20 protein-coding genes are annotated in these 20,546 nt (G+C 48.5%); 12 read left to right on the top strand and 8 right to left on the bottom strand.

Annotation, left to right across the window (positions count from 1 at the left end; genetic code table 11):
- Positions 1–804, bottom strand: a complete 804-nt coding sequence (locus OLMES_RS09325; protein WP_087461013.1) for an ABC transporter ATP-binding protein — start codon at positions 802–804, stop codon at positions 1–3.
- 275 nt (positions 805–1,079) lie between these two features.
- Here OLMES_RS09325 and OLMES_RS09320 point away from each other — a divergent pair, with 275 nt between their 5' ends.
- From OLMES_RS09320 to yjgA, 12 genes are all read left to right on the top strand, one after another.
- A complete protein-coding gene (locus OLMES_RS09320) occupies positions 1,080–2,051 on the top strand; it encodes a KpsF/GutQ family sugar-phosphate isomerase (RefSeq protein WP_087461012.1) in 972 nt (323 codons plus the stop codon).
- Positions 2,052–2,127: 76 nt separating this feature from the next.
- A complete protein-coding gene (locus tag OLMES_RS09315; protein WP_087461011.1) occupies positions 2,128–2,652 on the top strand; it encodes a KdsC family phosphatase in 525 nt (174 codons plus the stop codon).
- 65 nt (positions 2,653–2,717) lie between these two features.
- A complete protein-coding gene (lptC, locus tag OLMES_RS09310) occupies positions 2,718–3,314 on the top strand; it encodes an LPS export ABC transporter periplasmic protein LptC (RefSeq protein ID WP_087461010.1) in 597 nt (198 codons plus the stop codon).
- Positions 3,274–3,894, top strand: a complete 621-nt coding sequence (lptA, locus tag OLMES_RS09305; RefSeq protein ID WP_087461009.1) for a lipopolysaccharide transport periplasmic protein LptA — start codon at positions 3,274–3,276, stop codon at positions 3,892–3,894. The genes lptC and lptA overlap by 41 nt, the downstream gene beginning before the upstream one ends.
- 19 nt (positions 3,895–3,913) lie before the next feature.
- Positions 3,914–4,639, top strand: coding sequence for an LPS export ABC transporter ATP-binding protein (lptB, locus tag OLMES_RS09300; RefSeq protein WP_087461008.1), 726 nt, complete (start codon positions 3,914–3,916; stop codon positions 4,637–4,639).
- 173 nt (positions 4,640–4,812) lie between these two features.
- The gene (locus OLMES_RS09295) at positions 4,813–6,426 is read left to right on the top strand and encodes an RNA polymerase factor sigma-54 (RefSeq protein WP_087464412.1); all 1,614 of its coding nucleotides are present in this window, start codon (positions 4,813–4,815) and stop codon (positions 6,424–6,426) included.
- A gap of 153 nt (positions 6,427–6,579) precedes the next feature.
- Complete coding sequence (hpf, locus tag OLMES_RS09290; RefSeq protein ID WP_087461007.1) at positions 6,580–6,888, top strand: ribosome hibernation promoting factor; 309 nt, start codon at positions 6,580–6,582, stop codon at positions 6,886–6,888.
- 49 nt (positions 6,889–6,937) lie between these two features.
- A complete protein-coding gene (ptsN, locus tag OLMES_RS09285; RefSeq protein WP_087461006.1) occupies positions 6,938–7,402 on the top strand; it encodes a PTS IIA-like nitrogen regulatory protein PtsN in 465 nt (154 codons plus the stop codon).
- A gap of 117 nt (positions 7,403–7,519) precedes the next feature.
- Positions 7,520–8,404: an RNase adapter RapZ gene (rapZ, locus tag OLMES_RS09280; protein ID WP_087461005.1), complete on the top strand. Its 885-nt coding sequence runs from the start codon at positions 7,520–7,522 to the stop codon at positions 8,402–8,404.
- A 19-nt stretch (positions 8,405–8,423) separates the two neighbouring features.
- Positions 8,424–8,693, top strand: coding sequence for an HPr family phosphocarrier protein (locus OLMES_RS09275; RefSeq protein WP_087461004.1), 270 nt, complete (start codon positions 8,424–8,426; stop codon positions 8,691–8,693).
- Positions 8,694–8,842: 149 nt separating this feature from the next.
- Positions 8,843–10,198 (top strand): magnesium transporter, encoded by a 1,356-nt coding sequence (gene mgtE / locus OLMES_RS09270; RefSeq protein ID WP_087461003.1) that lies wholly within the window; start codon positions 8,843–8,845, stop codon positions 10,196–10,198.
- Between the two features lie 62 nt (positions 10,199–10,260).
- Positions 10,261–10,779 carry a ribosome biogenesis factor YjgA gene (gene yjgA, locus OLMES_RS09265; protein WP_198343279.1) on the top strand — a complete coding sequence of 173 codons (519 nt, stop codon included), beginning with the start codon at positions 10,261–10,263 and terminating at the stop codon, positions 10,777–10,779.
- Here yjgA and OLMES_RS09260 read toward each other — a convergent pair.
- The 7 genes from OLMES_RS09260 to OLMES_RS09230 form a co-directional block, all read right to left on the bottom strand.
- The gene (locus tag OLMES_RS09260) at positions 10,762–11,625 is read right to left on the bottom strand and encodes a carbon-nitrogen hydrolase family protein (protein WP_232465304.1); all 864 of its coding nucleotides are present in this window, start codon (positions 11,623–11,625) and stop codon (positions 10,762–10,764) included. The genes yjgA and OLMES_RS09260 overlap by 18 nt on opposite strands.
- A complete protein-coding gene (locus tag OLMES_RS09255) occupies positions 11,625–15,563 on the bottom strand; it encodes a YhdP family phospholipid transporter (RefSeq protein ID WP_087461001.1) in 3,939 nt (1,312 codons plus the stop codon). The genes OLMES_RS09260 and OLMES_RS09255 overlap by 1 nt, the downstream gene beginning before the upstream one ends.
- Positions 15,564–15,624: 61 nt before the next feature.
- Complete coding sequence (gene rng, locus OLMES_RS09250) at positions 15,625–17,109, bottom strand: ribonuclease G (protein WP_087461000.1); 1,485 nt, start codon at positions 17,107–17,109, stop codon at positions 15,625–15,627.
- A 93-nt stretch (positions 17,110–17,202) separates the two neighbouring features.
- Positions 17,203–17,832, bottom strand: coding sequence for a Maf family protein (locus OLMES_RS09245; protein WP_232465303.1), 630 nt, complete (start codon positions 17,830–17,832; stop codon positions 17,203–17,205).
- 41 nt (positions 17,833–17,873) lie between these two features.
- Positions 17,874–18,347 (bottom strand): rod shape-determining protein MreD, encoded by a 474-nt coding sequence (gene mreD, locus OLMES_RS09240; protein ID WP_087460999.1) that lies wholly within the window; start codon positions 18,345–18,347, stop codon positions 17,874–17,876.
- A complete protein-coding gene (gene mreC, locus OLMES_RS09235; protein ID WP_087460998.1) occupies positions 18,347–19,210 on the bottom strand; it encodes a rod shape-determining protein MreC in 864 nt (287 codons plus the stop codon). Before mreC ends, mreD begins: the two co-directional genes overlap by 1 nt.
- Before the next feature lie 237 nt (positions 19,211–19,447).
- Entirely contained in the window at positions 19,448–20,485 is a 1,038-nt protein-coding gene (locus OLMES_RS09230) for a rod shape-determining protein (RefSeq protein WP_087460997.1), read from the bottom strand.
- Positions 20,486–20,546 lie beyond the last annotated feature (61 nt).

Here is a 20,546-nt window from a genome sequence, read left to right as displayed (position 1 = left end):
TTAATTCTCTAGCGCCATGAGTTCGTCCTGATAGGGCTTTGCCGGATAATGGAACGGCACGGGTCCATCGGGCAAGCCAAACATAAACTGCCGAACGCGCTCGGAGTCACTTTGCTTAAGCGCTTCCGGCGTCCCCGCACCGATAATCTGGCCATCCGCGATCAAAAACAGGTAGTCACTGATGCTAACCGCCTCCTGCACATCGTGGGAAACCAGAATACTGGTCAGGCCAAGCGCATCATTTAACTCACGGATCAGCTTAACAAGCACACCCATGGCAATCGGATCCTGTCCGGTAAAGGGCTCATCATACATGATCATTTCAGGATCAAGGGCGATTGCACGGGCCAAGGCCACACGACGAGTCATACCTCCAGAAAGTTGCGCAGGCATGAGCTGGGCTGCACCTCTAAGTCCAACAGCGTCCAGCTTCATCAAAACAATATCCCGGATCATATCCGATGGCAGATCGGTATGGGCTCTTAGCGGGAATGCGACGTTATCATAAACACTCAAGTCTGAGAACAGCGCTCCGCTTTGGAACAGCATCCCCATTTTTTCGCGAGCCAGAAATAGCGCTTTGCGCCCCATTCTCTCGATTGCATTGCCCGCGACCCGGATTGTACCCTGGTCTGCCCGCAACTGGCCGCCAATCAACTTTAACAAGGTCGTTTTCCCGGTTCCACTCGGCCCCATAATTGTGGTGACTTTGCCTTTGGGTATAGCAAGTGAAATATTATTAAAAATTACCCTGTCCCCCCTTGAAAAGGTAAGGCCCTCGATTTCTACGTAAGGTGCTGTCATAACTGAACTCAAGTATTGTCACTACTAAAAAGTAATCACTCAAAGGTGAACTATTATGAACCTAAAATCTGGAAAAACTATAACATTCCCCGAACTTTATAGAAAACAGTCGAACGATATAGCGATCACATTCTGAAAGCTACAAGCAATTCAAGCGGGTGATTCTTCCACATAGATCCCTTTAACGATTGCCCTCGGCATATTTGCCGATATAATGCAGGGCACGAAACAGGCAGCCCGCCACTCAAGACACAGCAAACAAGCCCAATTGAATTATGCAAAATCAGAATTTTAAATCTTCCGCATTAAAAGCCATCAAAATAGAGCTCGCCGCTATCGAAGCGCTCACGAGCCGGATCAATGATGATTTTGCCACGGCATGCGACCTGATGTTTAACTGCAAAGGACGCGTTATCGTAACCGGTATGGGCAAATCGGGTCACATTGGCAAAAAAATAGCGGCCACACTGGCCAGTACGGGAACCCCGTCATTTTTTGTTCATCCGGGAGAAGCAAGTCACGGGGACCTCGGAATGATTACAGGAAGTGACGTCGTAATTGCCATATCCAATTCCGGAAACACTGCAGAAGTGCTGACAATACTGCCACTGATCAAGCGCATGGGCGCGCCACTGATCAGTATGACGGGTTCGCCTTCTTCCTCGCTCGCCCAGGAAGCCAATGCCAATTTGGACGTAAGTGTTGAAACTGAAGCCTGCCCACTCGGACTCGCCCCGACATCCAGTACGACCGCCACATTAGTTATGGGTGACGCACTTGCAATTGCTCTTCTCGAAGCACGCGGCTTCAGTGAAGAAGATTTTGCCTTCTCTCACCCCGGGGGTAGCCTGGGCAAACGCTTACTACTAAAGGTTGCCGATATCATGCATACCGGGAGGTTGATTCCAAAGGTGCAAGAACATGCCAGCCTGAGTGAGGCATTATTGGAAATGACCCAAAAAGGACTTGGCATGACCACGATACAAGATACAGACAATAGACTATTGGGACTGTTCACAGACGGCGATCTACGGCGCGCTCTGGACAAGGGTATTGATGTACACGGAACCAACATTGAACAAGTGATGAACCGAAACTGCACGACTATCACCAAGGATGTCCTCGCAGCGGAAGCACTTTCCGTAATGGAAGAGAAAAAAATCAATGGCTTAATTGTCACCAGTCAGTCTGGAGAAGTTGTGGGTGCACTGAATATGCACGACATGCTCAGGGCCGGTGTGATCTGATATCTGTTCAGACCAAATAATACTATCTGACCAAATAATACTATCTGACCAATAACATCAGAAAACAAATGGAGCCATGATGAAATCAATACTCGACAGAGCAAAGGGCATTCAACTGCTGGGCCTCGATGTAGATGGCGTACTGACAGATGGCCGGCTTTATTTCTCGGCCCAGGGGGATGAATTGAAAGCATTCAATATCCTGGACGGACACGGCATAAAAATGCTTCAAAAGCACGGCGTGGTGGTTTGCATTATCACCGGTCGAAAGTCACCATTAACCGAAAAGCGCGCTTCTGATTTAGGCATAAAACATCTGCTGCAAGGACGTGAAGACAAGCTGATTGCACTGAAAGAATTATCGGAACAACTGAACATCAATTTTCCGCATATCGCTTACGTGGGAGACGATCTCCCGGACCTGAGTGCCATTCGAGCCTCAGGACTGGGCATTACGGTGCCAAATGCACACCCGTTCGTACGGAAACATGCGGATTGGACGACACCATCTCGCGGCGGCGAAGGGGCCATCAGAGAAGTTTGTGACATGATACTGGATGCAAAAGGATTACTTGAAGACCTCCATGAGACTTATCTTTAAGTAACCTGCATGCTGTGTAACCTGTATACTACAGACAGAAAGCGCACTCTAACAGAGAACCAATCATGACAGACAAGCGCAGCCTGATTCGAACATTTGCCTTGGCAATAACCTGCACCGCATTAGTCGCACTACTCTACACAAGTGATGAGCCGGAGTTACCGGAAAATTACAAGGCAACTGATGAAAATGAACCTGACGCCTTCGTTGTCAACGGCTCATATCTGGAATTTGATGAAACCGGCAACCTTGCATTACAACTCGAATCCCACCAGGGCGTTCATTTTCCTAACGCAGATCAAAGCATTGTAGGCACTCCGTCCGTTAAAATTTACCAGGAGAATCAGGTTCCATGGGTGGTAAACGCCAGTCAGGGTCAATACTTCCAGGAAGACAGAAAACTGATACTCTCCGGCGACGTCAATATCACCCGTAGCAACAGCAATGATCCACCATTGCGATTCAGTACTGAAGAACTCACACTATACAGCGACACTCAGTTTATTACCACGGACAAACCCGTCAAACTGGAAGACCGACTCGGCACGACAGAAGCTACCGGCATGAACGCCTGGGTTAAAGAAAGGCGGGTTGAGCTTCTGTCAAAAGTTAGAGGAACCTATGCCCAAGATCCGACGCACGCTCAAGAGCCAAAGGAGTAATTCACTCGCCATGCATCGATTCCAACCCCTTATTTCCTGCCTGTGCATTATGATGCTGGGTGCACCCGCCGCCCTGGCCCTGACTGCAGGCAGTGACGACCCTATTCGGATTGAGGCCAATCAGGCATCACTTGACGATAGTAAAGGCATTGCGACTTATGTGGGCCGCGTTGTTGTTACTCAGGGCCCCAGCAAACTCGAAGCCGACAGAGTTGTCATTTTTACCGAGAACAATCAACTCGTCAGGATTGAGGCCCATGGGGATCCGGCCCACTTTACTCAGCTGGACACAGCAAAGGCACAACAGACGGATGCTTACGGCGACCAGATTATTTACGAGCAACGCGAGGAGCTGCTGAAGTTACTCCACAATGCCAAGCTGCAACAAGGCAAAAACAGCTTCCAAGGCGATATGATCGAATACGACACGATCAACCGAATTGTCAATGCGAAAGGATCGGAGGCAGGAGACGGCAAAAATACCCGAGTTGAGTTAATCATCCATCCCCAAAGCCGAGAAACGTCTGCGGATCAAAAGTCTGCACAACCCACAGACAGTGAAGATTCAGCCCAAAACTGAAAAGGATTAAGCAAATACCATGAGCAGCTTAACCGCTAGCAACCTGGCCAAAAGTTATAAAAAACGCAAAGTCGTTCGGGATGTCTCTCTCTCGGTCAATCAAGGTGAGATTGTGGGCTTGCTGGGGCCCAACGGTGCAGGCAAAACCACCTGTTTTTATATGATCGTAGGACTCGTTAATGCTGATCACGGGTCAATTGTCATTGACGGCAAGAATATCACCCACCTCCCCATGCATGGTCGTGCGCGCGCGGGAATAGGCTATCTCCCTCAGGAACCATCTGTTTTCAGGAAGCTGTCAGTAAAAGACAATTTGATGGCGATTCTTGAGACACGCAAGGAGCTCAAGCAAAAAGAACGTGAAAACAAAATGGAAGAACTCCTGCAAGAGTTCCACATTACACACATCAAAGACAGCTTGGGAATGAGCCTCTCCGGGGGAGAACGCCGTCGCGTGGAAATAGCCAGAGCCCTGGCGACCGAGCCATCGTTTATATTGCTCGATGAACCCTTTGCCGGCGTCGACCCGATATCCGTTAGCGACATTAAACAAATCATTAAACACTTGAAACAAAAGGGTATCGGAATTCTCATCACAGACCACAATGTCCGTGAAACCCTTGATATTTGTGAAAAAGCGTATATTGTTGGCGATGGCTTTATTATTGCTGAAGGAACGGCTACAGAGATACTGAACAATCAAAAAGTCAAGGAAGTTTATCTCGGCAACGAGTTCAGGCTTTAGCCCAGATTAGGCTACTATTACTAGTGCTGGAAAATGATTAACATCGGACTCACAAACTTTAATAATCGAGGTCTAGATGTCTGGGAGACCAGAACTGGACAACGTTTCAATCGTAACAACACTCGAGTGCATACACGATTTGGTTGGTTTAAGGTGGTACTAACTATATGGTCATGAAGGCATCACTGCAACTGAAAATGGGTCAGCAGCTGACCATGACGCCTCAGCTACAACAGGCGATCAGGCTACTGCAGCTGTCAACCCTGGACCTTCAACAGGAAATTCAGGAAGCCCTGGATTCCAATCCTATGTTGGAGGTTGAAGATGATTCCTATGGCAACTCAAATGACTCGTCAGAAACAGACAACAGTGATTTGAAGGATCGCAACTCGGAGAATGAATCTGAAAATACCTATTCCGAGGGCGATCAGGACTACTCCGGCACAGAAGCACATAAAAACGATTCTTCTAGCTCTGATTCCGAGCGTGCAGATTCATACAACGAACAATCATCCTCATCCACTCAGGACAACGATGATTACGACCCCGGCATGGAAACCGACAATTGGTCTGATTCCATTCCCGATGATTTACCTGTCGATACCGCCTGGGACGATATCTACCAGAGCAATGCCCCTGCTGCTGTAGGCCCGGCCGGTGATGATGACTTTGATTTTGAGTCCAGAAACTCCGCAGGTGAAACACTCCAGGATCACCTGCTCTGGCAACTCAATTTGACCCCGATGTCGGAGAATGACCACCTTATCGCCATGAGCATCATTGATGCTATAAACGGTGATGGCTACCTCACCACGCCTGTGGAAGAACTCCACTCGGGGCTAGAAAGTGAAATCGAAGAGCTGGAAGTTGATGAAGTTGTCGCGGTACTGAGACGCCTGCAACATTTCGACCCTCCCGGAGTATGCAGCCGGGATTTACAGGAGTGCCTGCTAAACCAGCTGAAACAATTACCCGATGATACAAAGTGGCTACCCCAGGCCAAACTCGTAATCAGTCACTACCTGAATTTGCTCGGTAATCGCGATTACGCACAAATCATGCGCCGAAGTCGACTCAAGGAAGAAGAGCTGAAAGCGGTTATCCAGCTTATTCAAACACTCAATCCAAAACCTGGTCAGACCATCAGCGATACAAGCCCTGAATACGTGGTTCCAGATGTGATTGTCAAGAAAGAGAGCGGCCGCTGGAAGGTTGAACTCAACCCTGATATTGCCCCAAAAATCAGAGTAAATAACAGCTATGCCTCACTGATTCGGCGGGCAGACAGCAGTACCGATAACACGTTCATGAAAGACCAGCTGCAAGAGGCCCGCTGGTTTATCAAAAGCCTCCAGAGTCGCAACGAGACCTTACTCAAAGTCGCCAGCAAAATCGTTGAATATCAGCAAGGTTTTCTGGATCATGGTGATGAGGCCATGAAACCCTTGGTTTTACACGATATTGCTACCGCGGTAGATATGCACGAATCGACAATATCAAGGGTGACCACGCAAAAATACATGCACACCCCCAGGGGAATTTTTGAACTTAAATACTTTTTCTCCAGCCATGTCAGCACTGCTGCCGGAGGTGAGTGCTCTTCAACTGCAATTCGAGCGATAATCAAAAAATTAATTGCAGCCGAATCCCCCAAAAAACCCCTAAGCGACAGCAAACTGGCTCAAATACTGGACGAACAGGGAATAAAGGTAGCCCGTAGAACAATCGCCAAATATCGTGAGGCCATGTCAATACCGCCTTCAAACGAGCGGAAACGACTCGTCTGACCTGAGGACGATTCTGACTGAAGCGGCTATACTGAAGTATATTGACGTAGCCCAATTTATATCATGGCCTTTTAAGTAAAAATAACAAAAGGCCAATCAGGACAGCGCCGGGAATGTACGCCGGGCGAGTCTAACAACACTAGGAGCTGACTTATGCAACTAAATATTTCTGGACATCACGTTGAACTAACCGATGCACTGAAAGATTACGTCAACAGCAAATTAAGTAAACTAGAGCGACACTTTGACCACATCAGTAATGTTCAGGTCACTTTATCCGTTGAAAAGTTGCGCCAGATCGCTGAAGCCACCATTCATGCCAGCGGTGCTGATATCCACGCGACTGCAGAGCATGAAGATATGTATGCAGCCATCGACGCATTGCTCGATAAACTGGATCGCCAGGTACTCAAGCACAAAGAAAAAATCGTGGCGCGTGCGCACGGAGCCTCTGCCAGGTAATACGCTAGCAACCCGGTACAGAAGCCTTTAGCCAGGTATAAAAAGGAATATGACGGATACACACATAACGATCCAGTCGATTCTCTCTCCCGAGCTCACCCTTAGCGGTGTGCACGGGAGCAGCAAGAAGCGAATTCTGGAACAAATCGCAGGTTTTATCGCAAACGAGTTTCCAGAGCTGGATGAAAACCATATATACAATAGCCTGATTAACCGTGAACGACTCGGCAGCACAGGGATCGGACAAGGCATTGCAATCCCCCATTGTCGATTAGATAATTCAGAGCGCGTGATTGGTGCCCTGTTAACGCTTCAGGAAAAGGTACCATTCGATGCAATAGACAACGAACCGGTCGATCTATTATTTGTTTTGATCGTACCGAAAGAGGCTACCAGCGAGCACCTGGACTTACTAAGCCAGTTGGCTGAAAAATTTAATGATCCCGACCTATGCTCTCGCCTCCGTGCCTGCACTGAAAATCAGGAACTCTACAATACAATTTTAAAGTCATAACTTAAATCTGATTCACCGATACCGCTTTCAAAGAGATGCGAATTTCATATTTAGATGATACTGTGGTATTTCATTTATCTTTGACCTAATACACATGGCATGGAGAGCGGTAAATCAATGAAACTGATTATCATAAGTGGCCGTTCCGGCTCAGGGAAAAGTACAGCACTAAACGTTTTGGAAGATGTTGGCTACTATTGCATTGACAATCTTCCAATCGGCTTGCTTTTTCCCCTGACAGAAGAGGCGCTGACCAACAAGACTCAACAACTGAGTAAAATTGCTGTCAGTATTGATGCACGCAACCTCTCAGATCAGCTTGCCGATTTCAACAAGATTTATGAAGGTCTCCAGGCAAAACAGATCAACTTTGAAATCATCTACCTGGATGCCCAAAGCCAGACGTTGCTCCGCCGTTTCCACGCGACTCGACGAAAACACCCATTGAGCAGCAGCACGCTTTCCCTTAAAGAAGCCATCGAAGCCGAGCGGGAATTACTTGACCCCCTCGCAAACTTGGCCGATCTGAGCGTAGATACCAGCCAGCTATCAATGTACGAACTCCGAGACCTGATTAAAGACCGGGTGGCCGGACACAAACGACAGGAACTCGCACTCCTGTTTCAATCCTTTGGCTTTAAACATGGTGTACCCGCTGACGCCGACCTGGTTTTTGATGTACGATGCCTGCCGAATCCATATTGGGATGAATCGCTCCGAGAAAGTACTGGCCTTGATCAGAATGTAATCGATTTTTTAACTCCCTATCCTGCAGTACAGGAAATGGAAAGCGATATCTATGCGTACCTGAAAAAATGGATACCACAGTTTGAAGCTTCCAATCGGAGCTACATGACGATCGCCATAGGTTGCACCGGAGGCCAACATCGCTCCGTTTTCATCTGCGAGCGCGTCGCAAAACGATTTGACGCGATGATGGACAACGTTCAGGTTCGACATAAAGAATTGGCACACTTAACTACCAAGCCTCATTCCCATTAAACAGGAGCAAATTGCAGCAATGCTCAGAGAGAAAATCACCATCATCAACCAACTCGGTCTCCATGCCCGGGCTTCTGCAAAATTGGTCAGCACGGCTGGACGCTTTTCCGCAAAAGTTTCTTTGTGCAAAGATGATCGAACCGTGGATGCCAAAAGCATTATGTCGGTCATGCTCCTGGCCGCATCCTGCGGAATGGAAGTCGAGATCGAAACAGACGGTCCTGACGAGCATGACGCGATGGAAGCGGTAAAAGCCCTCATAAACGATAAATTCGGCGAGGGACAGTAAACCGATCACCTCAGGCAGTCGCTCGAAGGAGCCTGCACAAACACATGTTTCAGAAGAATATTTCTGATGAAATTAGAGTTTTACGGGAAGTGTCTTTATAATTAGGGCCTGTTATCACGACACCCACCTGAAAATAGTGCAGAAATTGAATGGCTCAAACCTCCGAAGGCATGAAATCACAAGTTGAAATATTGGGAGAAGCCCTCGAGTCAGGCTCTTTCAAACAGGTTGCTCGCATCCTGAATCATGGTTTAAGCCCAACGGACATTGCCCACCTCCTTGAATCCTCGCCACCCAAAGAACGGAACCTGCTCTGGAAGCTCGTCGATAAGGATCTTGAAGGTGAAGTACTTCTCTATCTCAATGACGATATTCGCGCCTACTTTTTAAGTAAGCTGAACGCCCAAGAACTGGCTTCGGTCACAGAAGACTTCGAAACCGATGACTTGGTGGACTTACTTCAGCAACTGCCTGACACAGTCATCGAAGAAGTCCTCCACTCCATGGATGCCCAGGATCGCCAACGAATAGAAGAGGTACTGTCGTATCAGGAGGATACTGCTGGCGGCCTGATGAACACCGATACGGTCACCATCCGCCCAGACATCAGTATTGATGTCGTTTTGCGCTACCTGCGCCGCCATAAATCACTACCCGAAATGACCGATAGTTTATTGGTCGTCAACCGAAAGGATGACTTCATCGGTGTCCTGCCCTTGACGACCATGCTGGTATCCAGCCCAAATGCGACTGTCCGTGAGGTCATGAATACAGACATCGAAGCGATCCCCGTGGAGATGACAAGAACCGATATTGCAACACTGTTCGAACGTCGTGATTTGGTCTCAGCCCCGGTAGTGAATCAAAACGGAAAACTTGTTGGCCGTATCACAATTGACGATGTGGTCGATGTTATTCGGGAGGATGCCGATCACTCCCTGATGAGTATGGCCGGTCTCGATGAAGATGAAGATACCTTTGCCCCGGTTATGAAAACAGCAAAACGCCGTGCTGTCTGGTTAGGTATCAACCTGATTACGGCTTTTATCGCATCCGCTGTTATCGGACTGTTTGAACAAACCATCGAAAAAGTCGTTGCACTCGCTGTGCTTATGCCCATTGTAGCCAGTATGGGTGGCATCGCCGGTAGTCAGGCTTTGACACTGGTAATACGGGGTATTGCCGTCGGGCAAATTGGCGGCTCCAATATACGCTGGCTTTTAAGTAAAGAGTTTGTTGTTGGCGCTCTGAATGGTGTCCTGTGGGCCTCAGTGGTTTCTGTGGCGGCGATTGCCTGGTTCAACGACCCCAAAATTGGCATTATCATCGCCGCAGCCATGCTAATAAACCTGATTGCAGCGGCATTGGCCGGCACTTCACTCCCGCTTTTACTCAAGGCCCGGAATATCGATCCGGCCCTGGCAGGTGGTGTAATTCTGACGACGGTCACCGACGTCGTGGGATTCATGTCATTTCTCGGCCTTGCGACAATAATGTACGCCTGACGACCTGGCCCCACACAAATTTAAATGAAATACCCGCAAAGCGGTGAGAGTAGAGAATGAATATGAATAACGATTTCGAATCCGGGCAAGACTGGGAAGACGAAGAGTTTATCAGTAAATCACAAGTTAAACGGGAAATGGTAGCCCTGCAAAAGCTGGGCGAGCGTTTGGTCGCCATGAAAAGCAGCGCCCTGAATGAAGTCCCGATGAGCGAAGAACTTCGCGCCGCGATCGATCATGCACAAGCGATTAATGCCAAAGAAGCCAAACGACGACAACTACAATTCATTGGAAAGCTGATGCGCCGCGAAGATGCAGATGCAATATCCGCATCAATCGAGCAATTCGATACCAGCAGTGAGCGCTATGCCCGAGAGTTGCATTTACTGGAAAACTGGCGGGAGCGTTTGCTCACTGATAATAAGGCATTAACCGAGTTTTTAAACGAATATCCCCAAGTCGATATTCAGGCGCTGCGAAACCTGATCCGTGCCGCACAGAAAGATTTGAAAAACGGCAAGAACACAGGGCAGCAGAAAAAACTGTTCCGACTCCTCAAAGAGTCAATTCGATTCGAATAAATGCCACCTTCGGTGCGCATCCTGAGGCATACGGGCTTTTAATTCTCGTATGCCATCCAGATCAATTGCGGCCACACTCACACCCTCACCCTGTTCCTGGCAGGCAAGTACGGTTCCCCAGGGATCAATAATCATTGAATGCCCCCAGGTTTCACGCTTGGCCGAATGCCTTCCTCCCTGATTTGCTGCGAGAACAATAAACTGATTTTCAATCGCTCTCGCCCGCAGAAGCGACTCCCAGTGTGCCTGCCCGGTTCGATATGTAAAGGCAGCGGGAACAACAATCAGATCGACCCCCAGCTTTTTATAAGCTGAGAAAAACTCAGCGAAGCGGAGATCGTAACAAACACTCAGTCCGATTTTACCGAAGGGCGTATCGACAGTCACAAGACGATCACCCGGCTCGATCTTTTCCGACTCTCGGTATTGACCTTGAACATCACCGACATCAACATCAAACAAGTGGATTTTATCGTATCGCCCCCTAACCTCCCCCAATGGGTCGAACACGTAACAAACAGCACGTACTTTCTCTATCCGTTCACCACCGGGTCTTTTACTACAGGGGAGCGTCCCGCCGATGAGCCAGATACCAAACTCCTTCGCCCACTGACTTAGTGTATTTCTGATAAAATCGGTTTGAGCTTCATCCTGCCCAGCACGTAACAAATCAGCAGACTCAATCAATGCAAAATTTTCCGGTAATAAAACCAGGTTTGCACCTTTACGAGCGGCTTGTTCCACCAACCCTCTCGCACTGTCAAGGTTCTGCTTCAGATTCGCCGTACTCACCATTTGAATCACGGCGACCTCATAACGGGCGCTTTGGTTTGTTTCGCTTGCCACTACTCTACCTCATCTTTCCGTCTTGAAACCACTTTGGGTTCACCTAAGTCCAATGGTGAATTGTCAAAAACATTTTTTAGACTCACTTCTGGAGCCCCCCAGGTACCACCAACACGATAAGTCGCGCTGGTGATTCGACTCAGCGGATCACCCAAAAGCTTATCAATCACCCATAGAGCGCCACCTACTTGAGGCGCACCTATCATCAGTGCCGCTAGCGGTAGGTTTTTTGTCAACGGCAGCACCACCACCATATCCATGTCCAGAATCTGGGTATCAAGATTGGTTTTACCAGTAAACTTGAGGATGTTGGATGGACCCTGAATCACTAAAGGCGTTTGTAAATCCAGCGTACCACTATCGATAGTCGCTGAAGCCTCCAACAGATCAAAAGCAATACCTCGATCGGTTAGATCGGAAAAATCCAGTTGCAAGCGACGGCTAAGGGTATCCATATTCAGAATACCAAAAAGACGTAACGCTTCAGTGCCTGGAGAAGCTTCAAAAAAGGTGCCCTCTTGCATCATCACCGCCAGCTTGCCGGAAACCCCCTGTAACGAGAATTGATCAGGCCCGCCGGGCCAGGCTAAGGCCGCATCTATATGACTTTGCGCACTATCCAGAGAGGGTGTCATGCCAATACTCTGAACCAGCTGAGCCGTATTGACGGCATCTACAGCCCCTGAAAAGATACTCACACTATCCAGTGTATTCACATCCCAGCGCCAGCTATAGCGCCCGGAAAAGCGGCTATCACCCAGAGACGCAACCAACGGATCGACCACAATTGAATCCGGGCTGGAACGAACTGAAAAGCTCCAACTGCCCAGCTCTCGATCTTGCCAGCGCAAAGTATCAACACTCGCAGAGATGTTTGGAAATGTATCAGGAGGCTCCATCATGACAACGGATTGATTGGCTGTTTGTTGGTTAACGGTTGATAATACCAATCGGTTCAGATCCACATCAATCTGACCATCCTCCCCTGAGGACTGAATCGCCCCCTCCAGGTGAGGGCCCAAACCAGAAATCATCCAGCCACGCTCAACTGGAACAACATCGAGCGATTGACCCGGAAACGAAAAGCCCGCCACCTCCAGATCTGCAATAAAAAGACTGAGCAACTTAAAACCGATGCTGTCATTCTCGATATCATGATCTGATTTTAACCATTCAAACCAAGGATCAAGGTTCAGGTAGTCAAGTCTGCCACCAACCCAAATCCCGGGTGAATCAACCATTTCCGCCTCTAACCCTTGCGGCCTGGTAACCGGAGATTGACCCGTTACATCCAGAAAATTGACTAAAATTGCAGGTTGTCCTGATAATTCCCAAACGCGCCCCGTCAGCACAGAACCATATCTGAACTCATCGTAACGATCATATCCTTGAATATAGTGCGTGTACTCAAATCGCTTAGCCGATGTCTTGGGCTTGTTAAGTGGTGCCGGCATAGCAACTTCCAACCCCATCAAATCACTTTCCAATCTAAGCTTGAGCTTGGGCTCACCAGACACCTCAGGCAAGACACTTAATTCCGCAAGGTAACTGAGCTCACCGCTCATGAATTCCGGTAAATCCATATCCTGCCAAGAGGCCAACTGCGAGAGTGAAGCCTGACCACGCATACTCACCCGGGACATCATCTCGCCACGATCCAGGTGAGAATCTATTCCTATTTGTATGGACTCCCCCAAAAGCTCACCGGCCAATTTACCGTTTATGCCCGATTCACTTGAATACCGAATCTCGCCGTCAAGCGCCGAAAACTGTAGATTCGCCCCTGGCAAAATCAAGTTGCTGCCAACCGTATTGAGCGCAACTGCAATCTGGGGTTCGCCCGTATTTCCCAGCGGTAGCTTGACGTCGATAACCGTATCAAGCTCACCGACAAGTTGCATCTGATCCGCCACGGGTGCAGTACTTCCACGAAATGGCAACCTGGTCAATAACGCGTGCAGGTCTTCACCACTTAAACGTTCTCGAATCGATATCATTAAGGGCTGAGCTTCGGAGTCCGAAAAACGTTTAGATACCCGGACATCGGTCAAATCGACATCAACGAGCTCAGCAGATGCCAGCGCTACCTGAAGACCAGCACTATCAATCATCACCCGGCTTGAAACATCCAGGGCATTAGGCCAGCCTTCAGCGAATTGGACTATTCCGCGCTCCAGTGCGAAGTCCATATTTGTAGCAAAAGCACCATGGGGCGCATTAGACCCTACGTTGCCTTCCCCAAGGAAAAGCCCATTTACGGTGCCTGCAGTGAACGCATTGTCCAACCATTGGTATATACCAGGATCCACCACATGCCGGGGGACAAATTCAGGCACATCTGCCGCTTGCAAATTCTGCCCCTGAATTTCGAGGGATAGAAAAGTTGAAGGCGAATTCCTTGGCAACTCCAGACTAAATTTCCCAAGTAAGTGGGCACCCGCTCCATAGTCTAGCCGAATAGCATCCGCAGCCACTCGAGTGGTATCTGTCAAAGACCAGTATACCTCCCCCTGTCCCAGCTCAAACGCCCAAGACTCATCGAACAGCTCTGGAAACCCCATTTTAAATTCCGGGGAAGAAAATATGACACGACCACCGCGATGGTTCAGGTCCAACAGCCCATTCACATGGGCCAAATATGGTGCACCATCATAGGCGGCCACAGACACATCATGCAGCTCACTCTGCAGCGTGTAAGTCACCTCACTATCTTCGTTAGCGTAGAGAAAGTGCGCATTGCGCAACAACCCAGCAGGCTGGTACCCTGTCAACGAGGCACTCAATCGATCCGGAAGACCACCCAGCAGTTGCCCAGCTCGGCTGATAAAATCCAGATTCAGATAGCTGGCTAATACAACCCAACGCTGACCTTCTTTTGCGATCTCGAAATGACTTGGCTGCCATTGCTGATCGCCCCAGTTTATCTGAAAATCACCCACCCTAGAGACCCAACCCGAAGGCGTGTCATGCCAGCTTAAGTCAAGATGACCTTGAGTGAAGGGCTGGATTGCTTCCCCTTCCGCGCTGAGCATTACTCGATTCAAATCAATAACGCTACGCACAGTCTTGACTCTGCTCCCTTCCAGATCCAACCAGACCTGACCCCGCGCATCCACTTCCGCGACCTCCAACCCCATTAACTCGTAGCCTTCTAAATAGGGGTCAAGTGCATTCTGGGTTTGCCAACTCGCATAGATCTCTGCCACCATATCTTCCGAAAGCAAACGGCCACGACCGACCAGCGAAAATTGCGCAAAAGGTTTGGCCTGCCCTGCGATCAAAACCTCGCCACTGGCTTTCAATTTATCGCCTTGATAAGTTAATTGGGCACGCGGTATCTCCCATTGATACACGGAGCCCTGACGGGCTTCAATGTCCAGCTGAATATGACTTATTTCCACATAGGGATAAACTAGGTAGGTCTCCAGCAAGGCAGGCAAATCTGCGGTGGCACTCGCGCCTGCTCCTGTGTCGGGATTTGCAATTACAGGTGGTTCCTCGGCCATGGCAACTGGAAACCCGGAAAAACGCCAATGACCATCATCATCCTGAATCACTCTTAAAGAAACACCGTCAATTCGCAGATCCTTGAGTTTGAAACTCCAGGTTTTCACGGTATCAATCAGAGAAAATTCGACACTCAAGGATTCCAATTGAACACTCGTGGTGCGGGTGAGCCCGTCCAACACATACAACTGTTCGACTTTGATAACCGGATTTAACCCGACCCAACTACCGGAGAGCTCACCTATTTGAACAGGCGTTCCCAACAAGGTTGATAATTGTCGTTCCAGATCATCACTGTAGTGGGAAATAACAGGAAGGAATTGTCGCCCCAAAATAACATAAAGCGCGGCGAGGACAACAGCCAGGAACAACCCGGCACGAACCGTTACCAGGCCGTATTTGAGAACAGAAATTGCGTGTCTAAAACTCATATCTGGCAGCACCAGAAATCACTATTTCGCCAATCTGTGCGATTAAATCACACGTCGGCATTCAAAGTAACACAACATCATACTGTTCCTGACTGTACATTACTTCAACCTGAAACTTTATGTTTTTATCAATAAACGTCTCAAGATCGGCCACATTGTCTGACTCCTCATCCAGCAGACGATCAATAACACTCTGCGAGGCCATGACGAGGTAATTATTGGCCTCATAGGCTCGATTAACCCTCAAAATCTCACGAAAAATCTCATAACAAATTGTTTCGGGGGTTTTCAAAAAACCGCGACCATCACACAATGGACAGGGCTGACACAACACTTGTCCCAAGCTCTCTGTCGTCCTTTTTCGTGTCATTTCCACCAAACCAAGTTCCGACACGCATGAAATTTTCGTCTTCGCGTGATCTCTCTCGAGCATTTTTTCTAGCATTCGAATAACATGTCTCTGATGCTCAGTATCCGCCATATCAATGAAGTCGATGATAATAATGCCACCAAGATTGCGCAAACGTAACTGACGACTGATCGCCCGCGCCGCCTCTAGGTTGGTTTTGAAAATGGTTTCTTCCAGATTCCGATGGCCAACAAATCCCCCGGTGTTAACATCAATTGTAGTCATTGCCTCGGTCTGATCAATAATCAGATAACCTCCGGATTTGAGCTGCACTTTACGACTCAATGCTCGCTGAATCTCGTCCTCGACCGAGTACAAATCAAAAATGGGACGCTCACCAGGATAATATTCGAGACGCTCCTCTACATTCGGCACGTAGTTGTCCGCAAAGCCGCAGGCATTAACATAGCTCTCTTTCGAATCAATTTTAATTTTCTCGGTCGGTGGTCGCACCAAATCACGCAACGTGCGAATGTAAAGCGGTAAATCCTGATAAATAACGGAGGGCGCTTTAACCGTTCTGATTTTTTCTTCTATTGAGCGCCAGAGACGTTGTAGATAGGTAATATCAGCCATCGCCTCGTCTTTACTGACCCCTTCGGCGGCAGTGCGGATGATATAACCTCCGGAAGCACTTTCGCCGATTTCAGCCTGACACTCTTCCACTAGCGCTTTAAGCCGCTCTCTGGACTCTTCATCCTCGATTTTCTGCGAAATGCCGATATGCTCGTTATTCGGCATATACACCAGAAACCGGGATGGTATGGATATCTGCGTCGTTAAACGCGCCCCTTTCGAGCCAATTGGGTCTTTAGTGACTTGAACGGTAAGTGACTGACCTTCATACAGCAGAGAAGCAATATCGGGCACTGTGCGGTCTGAGGTGGCCTCCTGAGCAAGATTTAAAGGCGTAATATCGACATCAGAAGCATGAATGAAGGCGGCTTTTTCCAAACCAATATCGACAAATGCTGCCTCCATCCCGGGAAGCACTCGAACCACTTTCCCTTTGTAAATATTTCCAACGATACCACGGCTTCCGGATCGTTCAATATAAACCTCTTGCAGCATACCATTTTCGATAAGCGCGACCCGAGTCTCAACCGGCGTCACATTAATCAGTATCTCTTCACTCATGCTTATTCACTACTTGTTTTAATTCTTTTTCAGATTGATTTAGCCCACTCTTGAACCACGCTTGCGATTCAAGGCAGTTTTAATAGATCAAGGTCAAGCTTTGCCCTCGACGCGATTCCAAACTTGTATACCCGCCATACGGAGTAGTTCTGCAGTGGATTGCAAAGGCAAGCCTACAATACCAGAATAGCTACCAATTATCTTTTCGACGAATATTGCCCCGAGGCCTTGGATGCCGTAGCCACCTGCTTTGTCCTGGGGCTCTCCACTGTGCCAATATTGTTCAATTTCGCACTCACGGATGGTTCTGAAGGTCACATCGGACCGATCAAGGATGGTTTCCTGAAAACCGTCCCCGACCAAAGCAACGGCAGAAAGCACTTGATGGGTTCGACCAGACATTTTGCGCAACATTGACGCAAAATCATAAAAATTGCGGGGTTTCGCCAACACCTTATCATCTAGCAGACCAATCGTATCCGCACCAAGGAATAAATGATTTGGAACTCGCGGGTAGCGCTGATGGGCTGCCTGCGCTTTTTCAACTGCCAGACGCAAAACGAGATCAGATGCAGACTCTTCGGGGTGTGGAGATTCGTCGATATCAACAGGATAACACTTGAATTCGACGCCAATTTGGCGAAGTAATTCGGAGCGTCTCGGGGACTGGGAAGCCAGAACCAAAGTCAGTCCGGGCAAATCATTAGATGAAGAATCCTGCACATTAATACCCTGTTCTATGAAGAAAAGTTAAGGTTGTGCCCTTATGGCAATTTTTGATTCAGCTTCTCCATGATAATAAGAAAGAAGGGCCACAGCGCGGCACTGGAGATTGCAGGGTACAGATATATCAAGCCACTCGCCGAAATGCCTGTCAGACTTTTCACAAAATGGCAGATCATCAAATTTATGCCAATGATCAAAAATACCATGAAGCTCTGTTGAATGAATGGGAATACTTTGAAACGTTGATACAGTGAAATCAGTAAATACGCGATCACAGCAAAAGCCAGTGCGTTCATCCCTAAAATTGCACCCTCCAATATGTCCTGGATTAATCCGACTGACCAAGCAGTCAAGACCCCCACACGATGTGGAGCCGTAACAACCCAGAAAAATAATACCATCGCCGTCCAGTCTGGTCGCCAAAATTGGAAAGCGGGCGGTATATACACAAGACTCAATACAAATGCGCCCAAAAAGCTGAGCAAAAAAGCAAACAGACTGATTCGTGCCATTAGCGTTCCTCTCCGGATGACTCAAGCTCGGAATCGATTTTCTGAAAACTACTGCGCTCTTTTCCTTTAAACACAATTAAAACCAACCGGCTTTGATTGAGCTTGGCACTGGGTCTGACTAAAACCGACGCAAATGGCTGACCGGGGTCATGCCTCACAGACGCGACTTCCGCGACGGGATAACCAGCAGGAAATCGCCCCCCCAAACCGGAACTGATTAACAAATCCCCTTCCCGGATATCTGCAGTATCCGGCACGTTTGCCAGCTCAAGCTCACCGATGGATCCCTTACCCACAGCAATGGCCCTGACACCGTTTCGACTCGCTTGTACAGGGACAGCGTGAGCCGTGTCAGAAATCAATAGCACTCGACTGGTCAATTCACTCACTTCGATGACTTGCCCCATAAGCCCATTTGAGTCCAATACCGCTTGACCAACCTGGACACCATCGGAATTGCCTTTATTGAGCATAACCTGGTGCACAAACGGATCCGGATTGATACCAATGAGTTCCGCGACAATCACCGAATCATCAATTTGGGACGACGCATTGAGCAATTCTCTGAGGCGATTATTTTCCACTGCAAGCGCAACCAACTTTTGTACTTTACGCTCCAAGACAGCAATCTGTACTTGTAACGCATCATTCTCATCCAGTAGTTGTTCCCGGGTTTTGAGCGAGGTGCCACCCCAGCTCATCATCGACTGAGGCAAATCACTAAGCCATTGGATTGGGGTAAGGATCGAGCTTAACATTTGACGAAAACCATCAACCCGCTCGAAGCGGTAATCGAGCACCATCAAGGTTACCGACAGGATTACCGCCATCAGCAGCCTGTAACCTAGGTAGGGCCCTTGCACAAAGATTGTTTTAATGGGGGCACCCTCGTTTCTTATTCTACGAATCGCAGCTATTCTTTCACCGACCCTGCCAGATTCGCTCCGGTTGTCCTGCCCCGATTTAACACCACGCTCACACGATTAAGATGAACCGTATGATGAGTTCTCGAAAATCTTGAAGTCAATGCGTTTGCACAGCAGCCAGGGCAGTACACGACCTGGCTGAAACAGTATGAAGCGAAACGGTCAAGTGGCAGTTTAGTCCATGGGGAACAACCCGAACCCACCTTTATCGATCAGTTCGAGCGCTTTGCCGCCACCCCGAGCGACACAGGTTAACGGATCTTCTGCGACAACAACAGGAAGCCCTGTCTCTTCACTAATTAATCGATCCAGACCACGTAATAGCGCACCTCCGCCCGTCAACACGATCCCCCGTTCCGCAATATCGGAAGCGAGTTCCGGCGGAGACTGTTCCAGTGCACTTTTAACAGCTTGCACGATTGCTGCCAAAGACTCTTGCATCGCTTCAAGGATCTCTTCGCTGTTAAGCGTGAATCCACGGGGAACACCTTCTGCCAAATTACGACCACGAACATCAATTTCGCGTAATTCGAGGCCTTCATACGCGCAGCCGATTTCTTGTTTGATTCGTTCTGCGGTAGCATCCCCGATCAAACTTCCGTAGTTACGGCGCACGTACGTTACAATCGCTTCATCGAATCGGTCACCACCAATTCTGACCGACTCGGCATAAACAATACCATTCAGAGAAATAATAGCGATTTCTGTTGTTCCGCCACCAATATCTACGACCATGGACCCGTGAGCTTCTTCCACCGGTAAACCCGCACCGATCGCTGCCGCCATGGGTTCTTCTATCAAGTAGACTTCCCGCGCACCGGCACCGGCAGCTGATTCACGAATTGCTTTTCGTTCGACCTGAGTGGACTTACTGGGTACACAAACCAAGACCCGGGGACTGGGTGTGATAAAACTGTTTTCATGCACTTTATTGATGAAGTGCTGCAGCATTTTCTCTGTCACATGAAAATCCGCTATAACGCCGTCTTTTAATGGCCGTATCGCGGTAATATTACCAGGCGTTCTCCCCAGCATGCGCTTCGCCTCTGCTCCTACAGCAGCAACGCTTTTTTGCGAGGCATGATTGCGGATTGCAACAACCGATGGCTCGTCCAGCACTATCCCTCTTTCCTTGACATATATAAGTGTGTTCGCTGTTCCCAGATCAATAGACAAGTCACTGGAAAACAAGCCACGTATTTTTTTAAACATTCGATGAGTTAACCTGACAAAAGAGCTTGCATTAATGATTGCGGCAACTTTAACAGTGGAG

It is taken from the genome of Oleiphilus messinensis, from assembly GCF_002162375.1.
Taxonomy (GTDB): domain Bacteria; phylum Pseudomonadota; class Gammaproteobacteria; order Pseudomonadales; family Oleiphilaceae; genus Oleiphilus; species Oleiphilus messinensis.
Note: the sequence above shows the minus strand (reverse complement) of the source record. Positions and strands in the feature narration are given on the sequence as shown.

Coding starts and splice junctions, on each gene's coding strand:
- rng (WP_087461000.1), bottom strand. CDS start 17,109: ATGAGTGAAGAGATACTGATTAATGTGACGCCGGTTGAGACTCGGGTC.
- mgtE (WP_087461003.1), top strand. CDS start 8,843: ATGGCTCAAACCTCCGAAGGCATGAAATCACAAGTTGAAATATTGGGA.
- OLMES_RS09255 (WP_087461001.1), bottom strand. CDS start 15,563: ATGAGTTTTAGACACGCAATTTCTGTTCTCAAATACGGCCTGGTAACG.
- lptB (WP_087461008.1), top strand. CDS start 3,914: ATGAGCAGCTTAACCGCTAGCAACCTGGCCAAAAGTTATAAAAAACGC.
- ptsN (WP_087461006.1), top strand. CDS start 6,938: ATGACGGATACACACATAACGATCCAGTCGATTCTCTCTCCCGAGCTC.
- lptA (WP_087461009.1), top strand. CDS start 3,274: ATGCCCAAGATCCGACGCACGCTCAAGAGCCAAAGGAGTAATTCACTC.
- mreD (WP_087460999.1), bottom strand. CDS start 18,347: ATGGCACGAATCAGTCTGTTTGCTTTTTTGCTCAGCTTTTTGGGCGCA.
- hpf (WP_087461007.1), top strand. CDS start 6,580: ATGCAACTAAATATTTCTGGACATCACGTTGAACTAACCGATGCACTG.
- lptC (WP_087461010.1), top strand. CDS start 2,718: ATGACAGACAAGCGCAGCCTGATTCGAACATTTGCCTTGGCAATAACC.
- yjgA (WP_198343279.1), top strand. CDS start 10,261: ATGAATAACGATTTCGAATCCGGGCAAGACTGGGAAGACGAAGAGTTT.
- OLMES_RS09315 (WP_087461011.1), top strand. CDS start 2,128: ATGATGAAATCAATACTCGACAGAGCAAAGGGCATTCAACTGCTGGGC.
- OLMES_RS09325 (WP_087461013.1), bottom strand. CDS start 804: ATGACAGCACCTTACGTAGAAATCGAGGGCCTTACCTTTTCAAGGGGG.
- OLMES_RS09275 (WP_087461004.1), top strand. CDS start 8,424: ATGCTCAGAGAGAAAATCACCATCATCAACCAACTCGGTCTCCATGCC.
- OLMES_RS09230 (WP_087460997.1), bottom strand. CDS start 20,485: ATGTTTAAAAAAATACGTGGCTTGTTTTCCAGTGACTTGTCTATTGAT.
- OLMES_RS09320 (WP_087461012.1), top strand. CDS start 1,080: ATGCAAAATCAGAATTTTAAATCTTCCGCATTAAAAGCCATCAAAATA.
- OLMES_RS09295 (WP_087464412.1), top strand. CDS start 4,813: ATGAAGGCATCACTGCAACTGAAAATGGGTCAGCAGCTGACCATGACG.
- rapZ (WP_087461005.1), top strand. CDS start 7,520: ATGAAACTGATTATCATAAGTGGCCGTTCCGGCTCAGGGAAAAGTACA.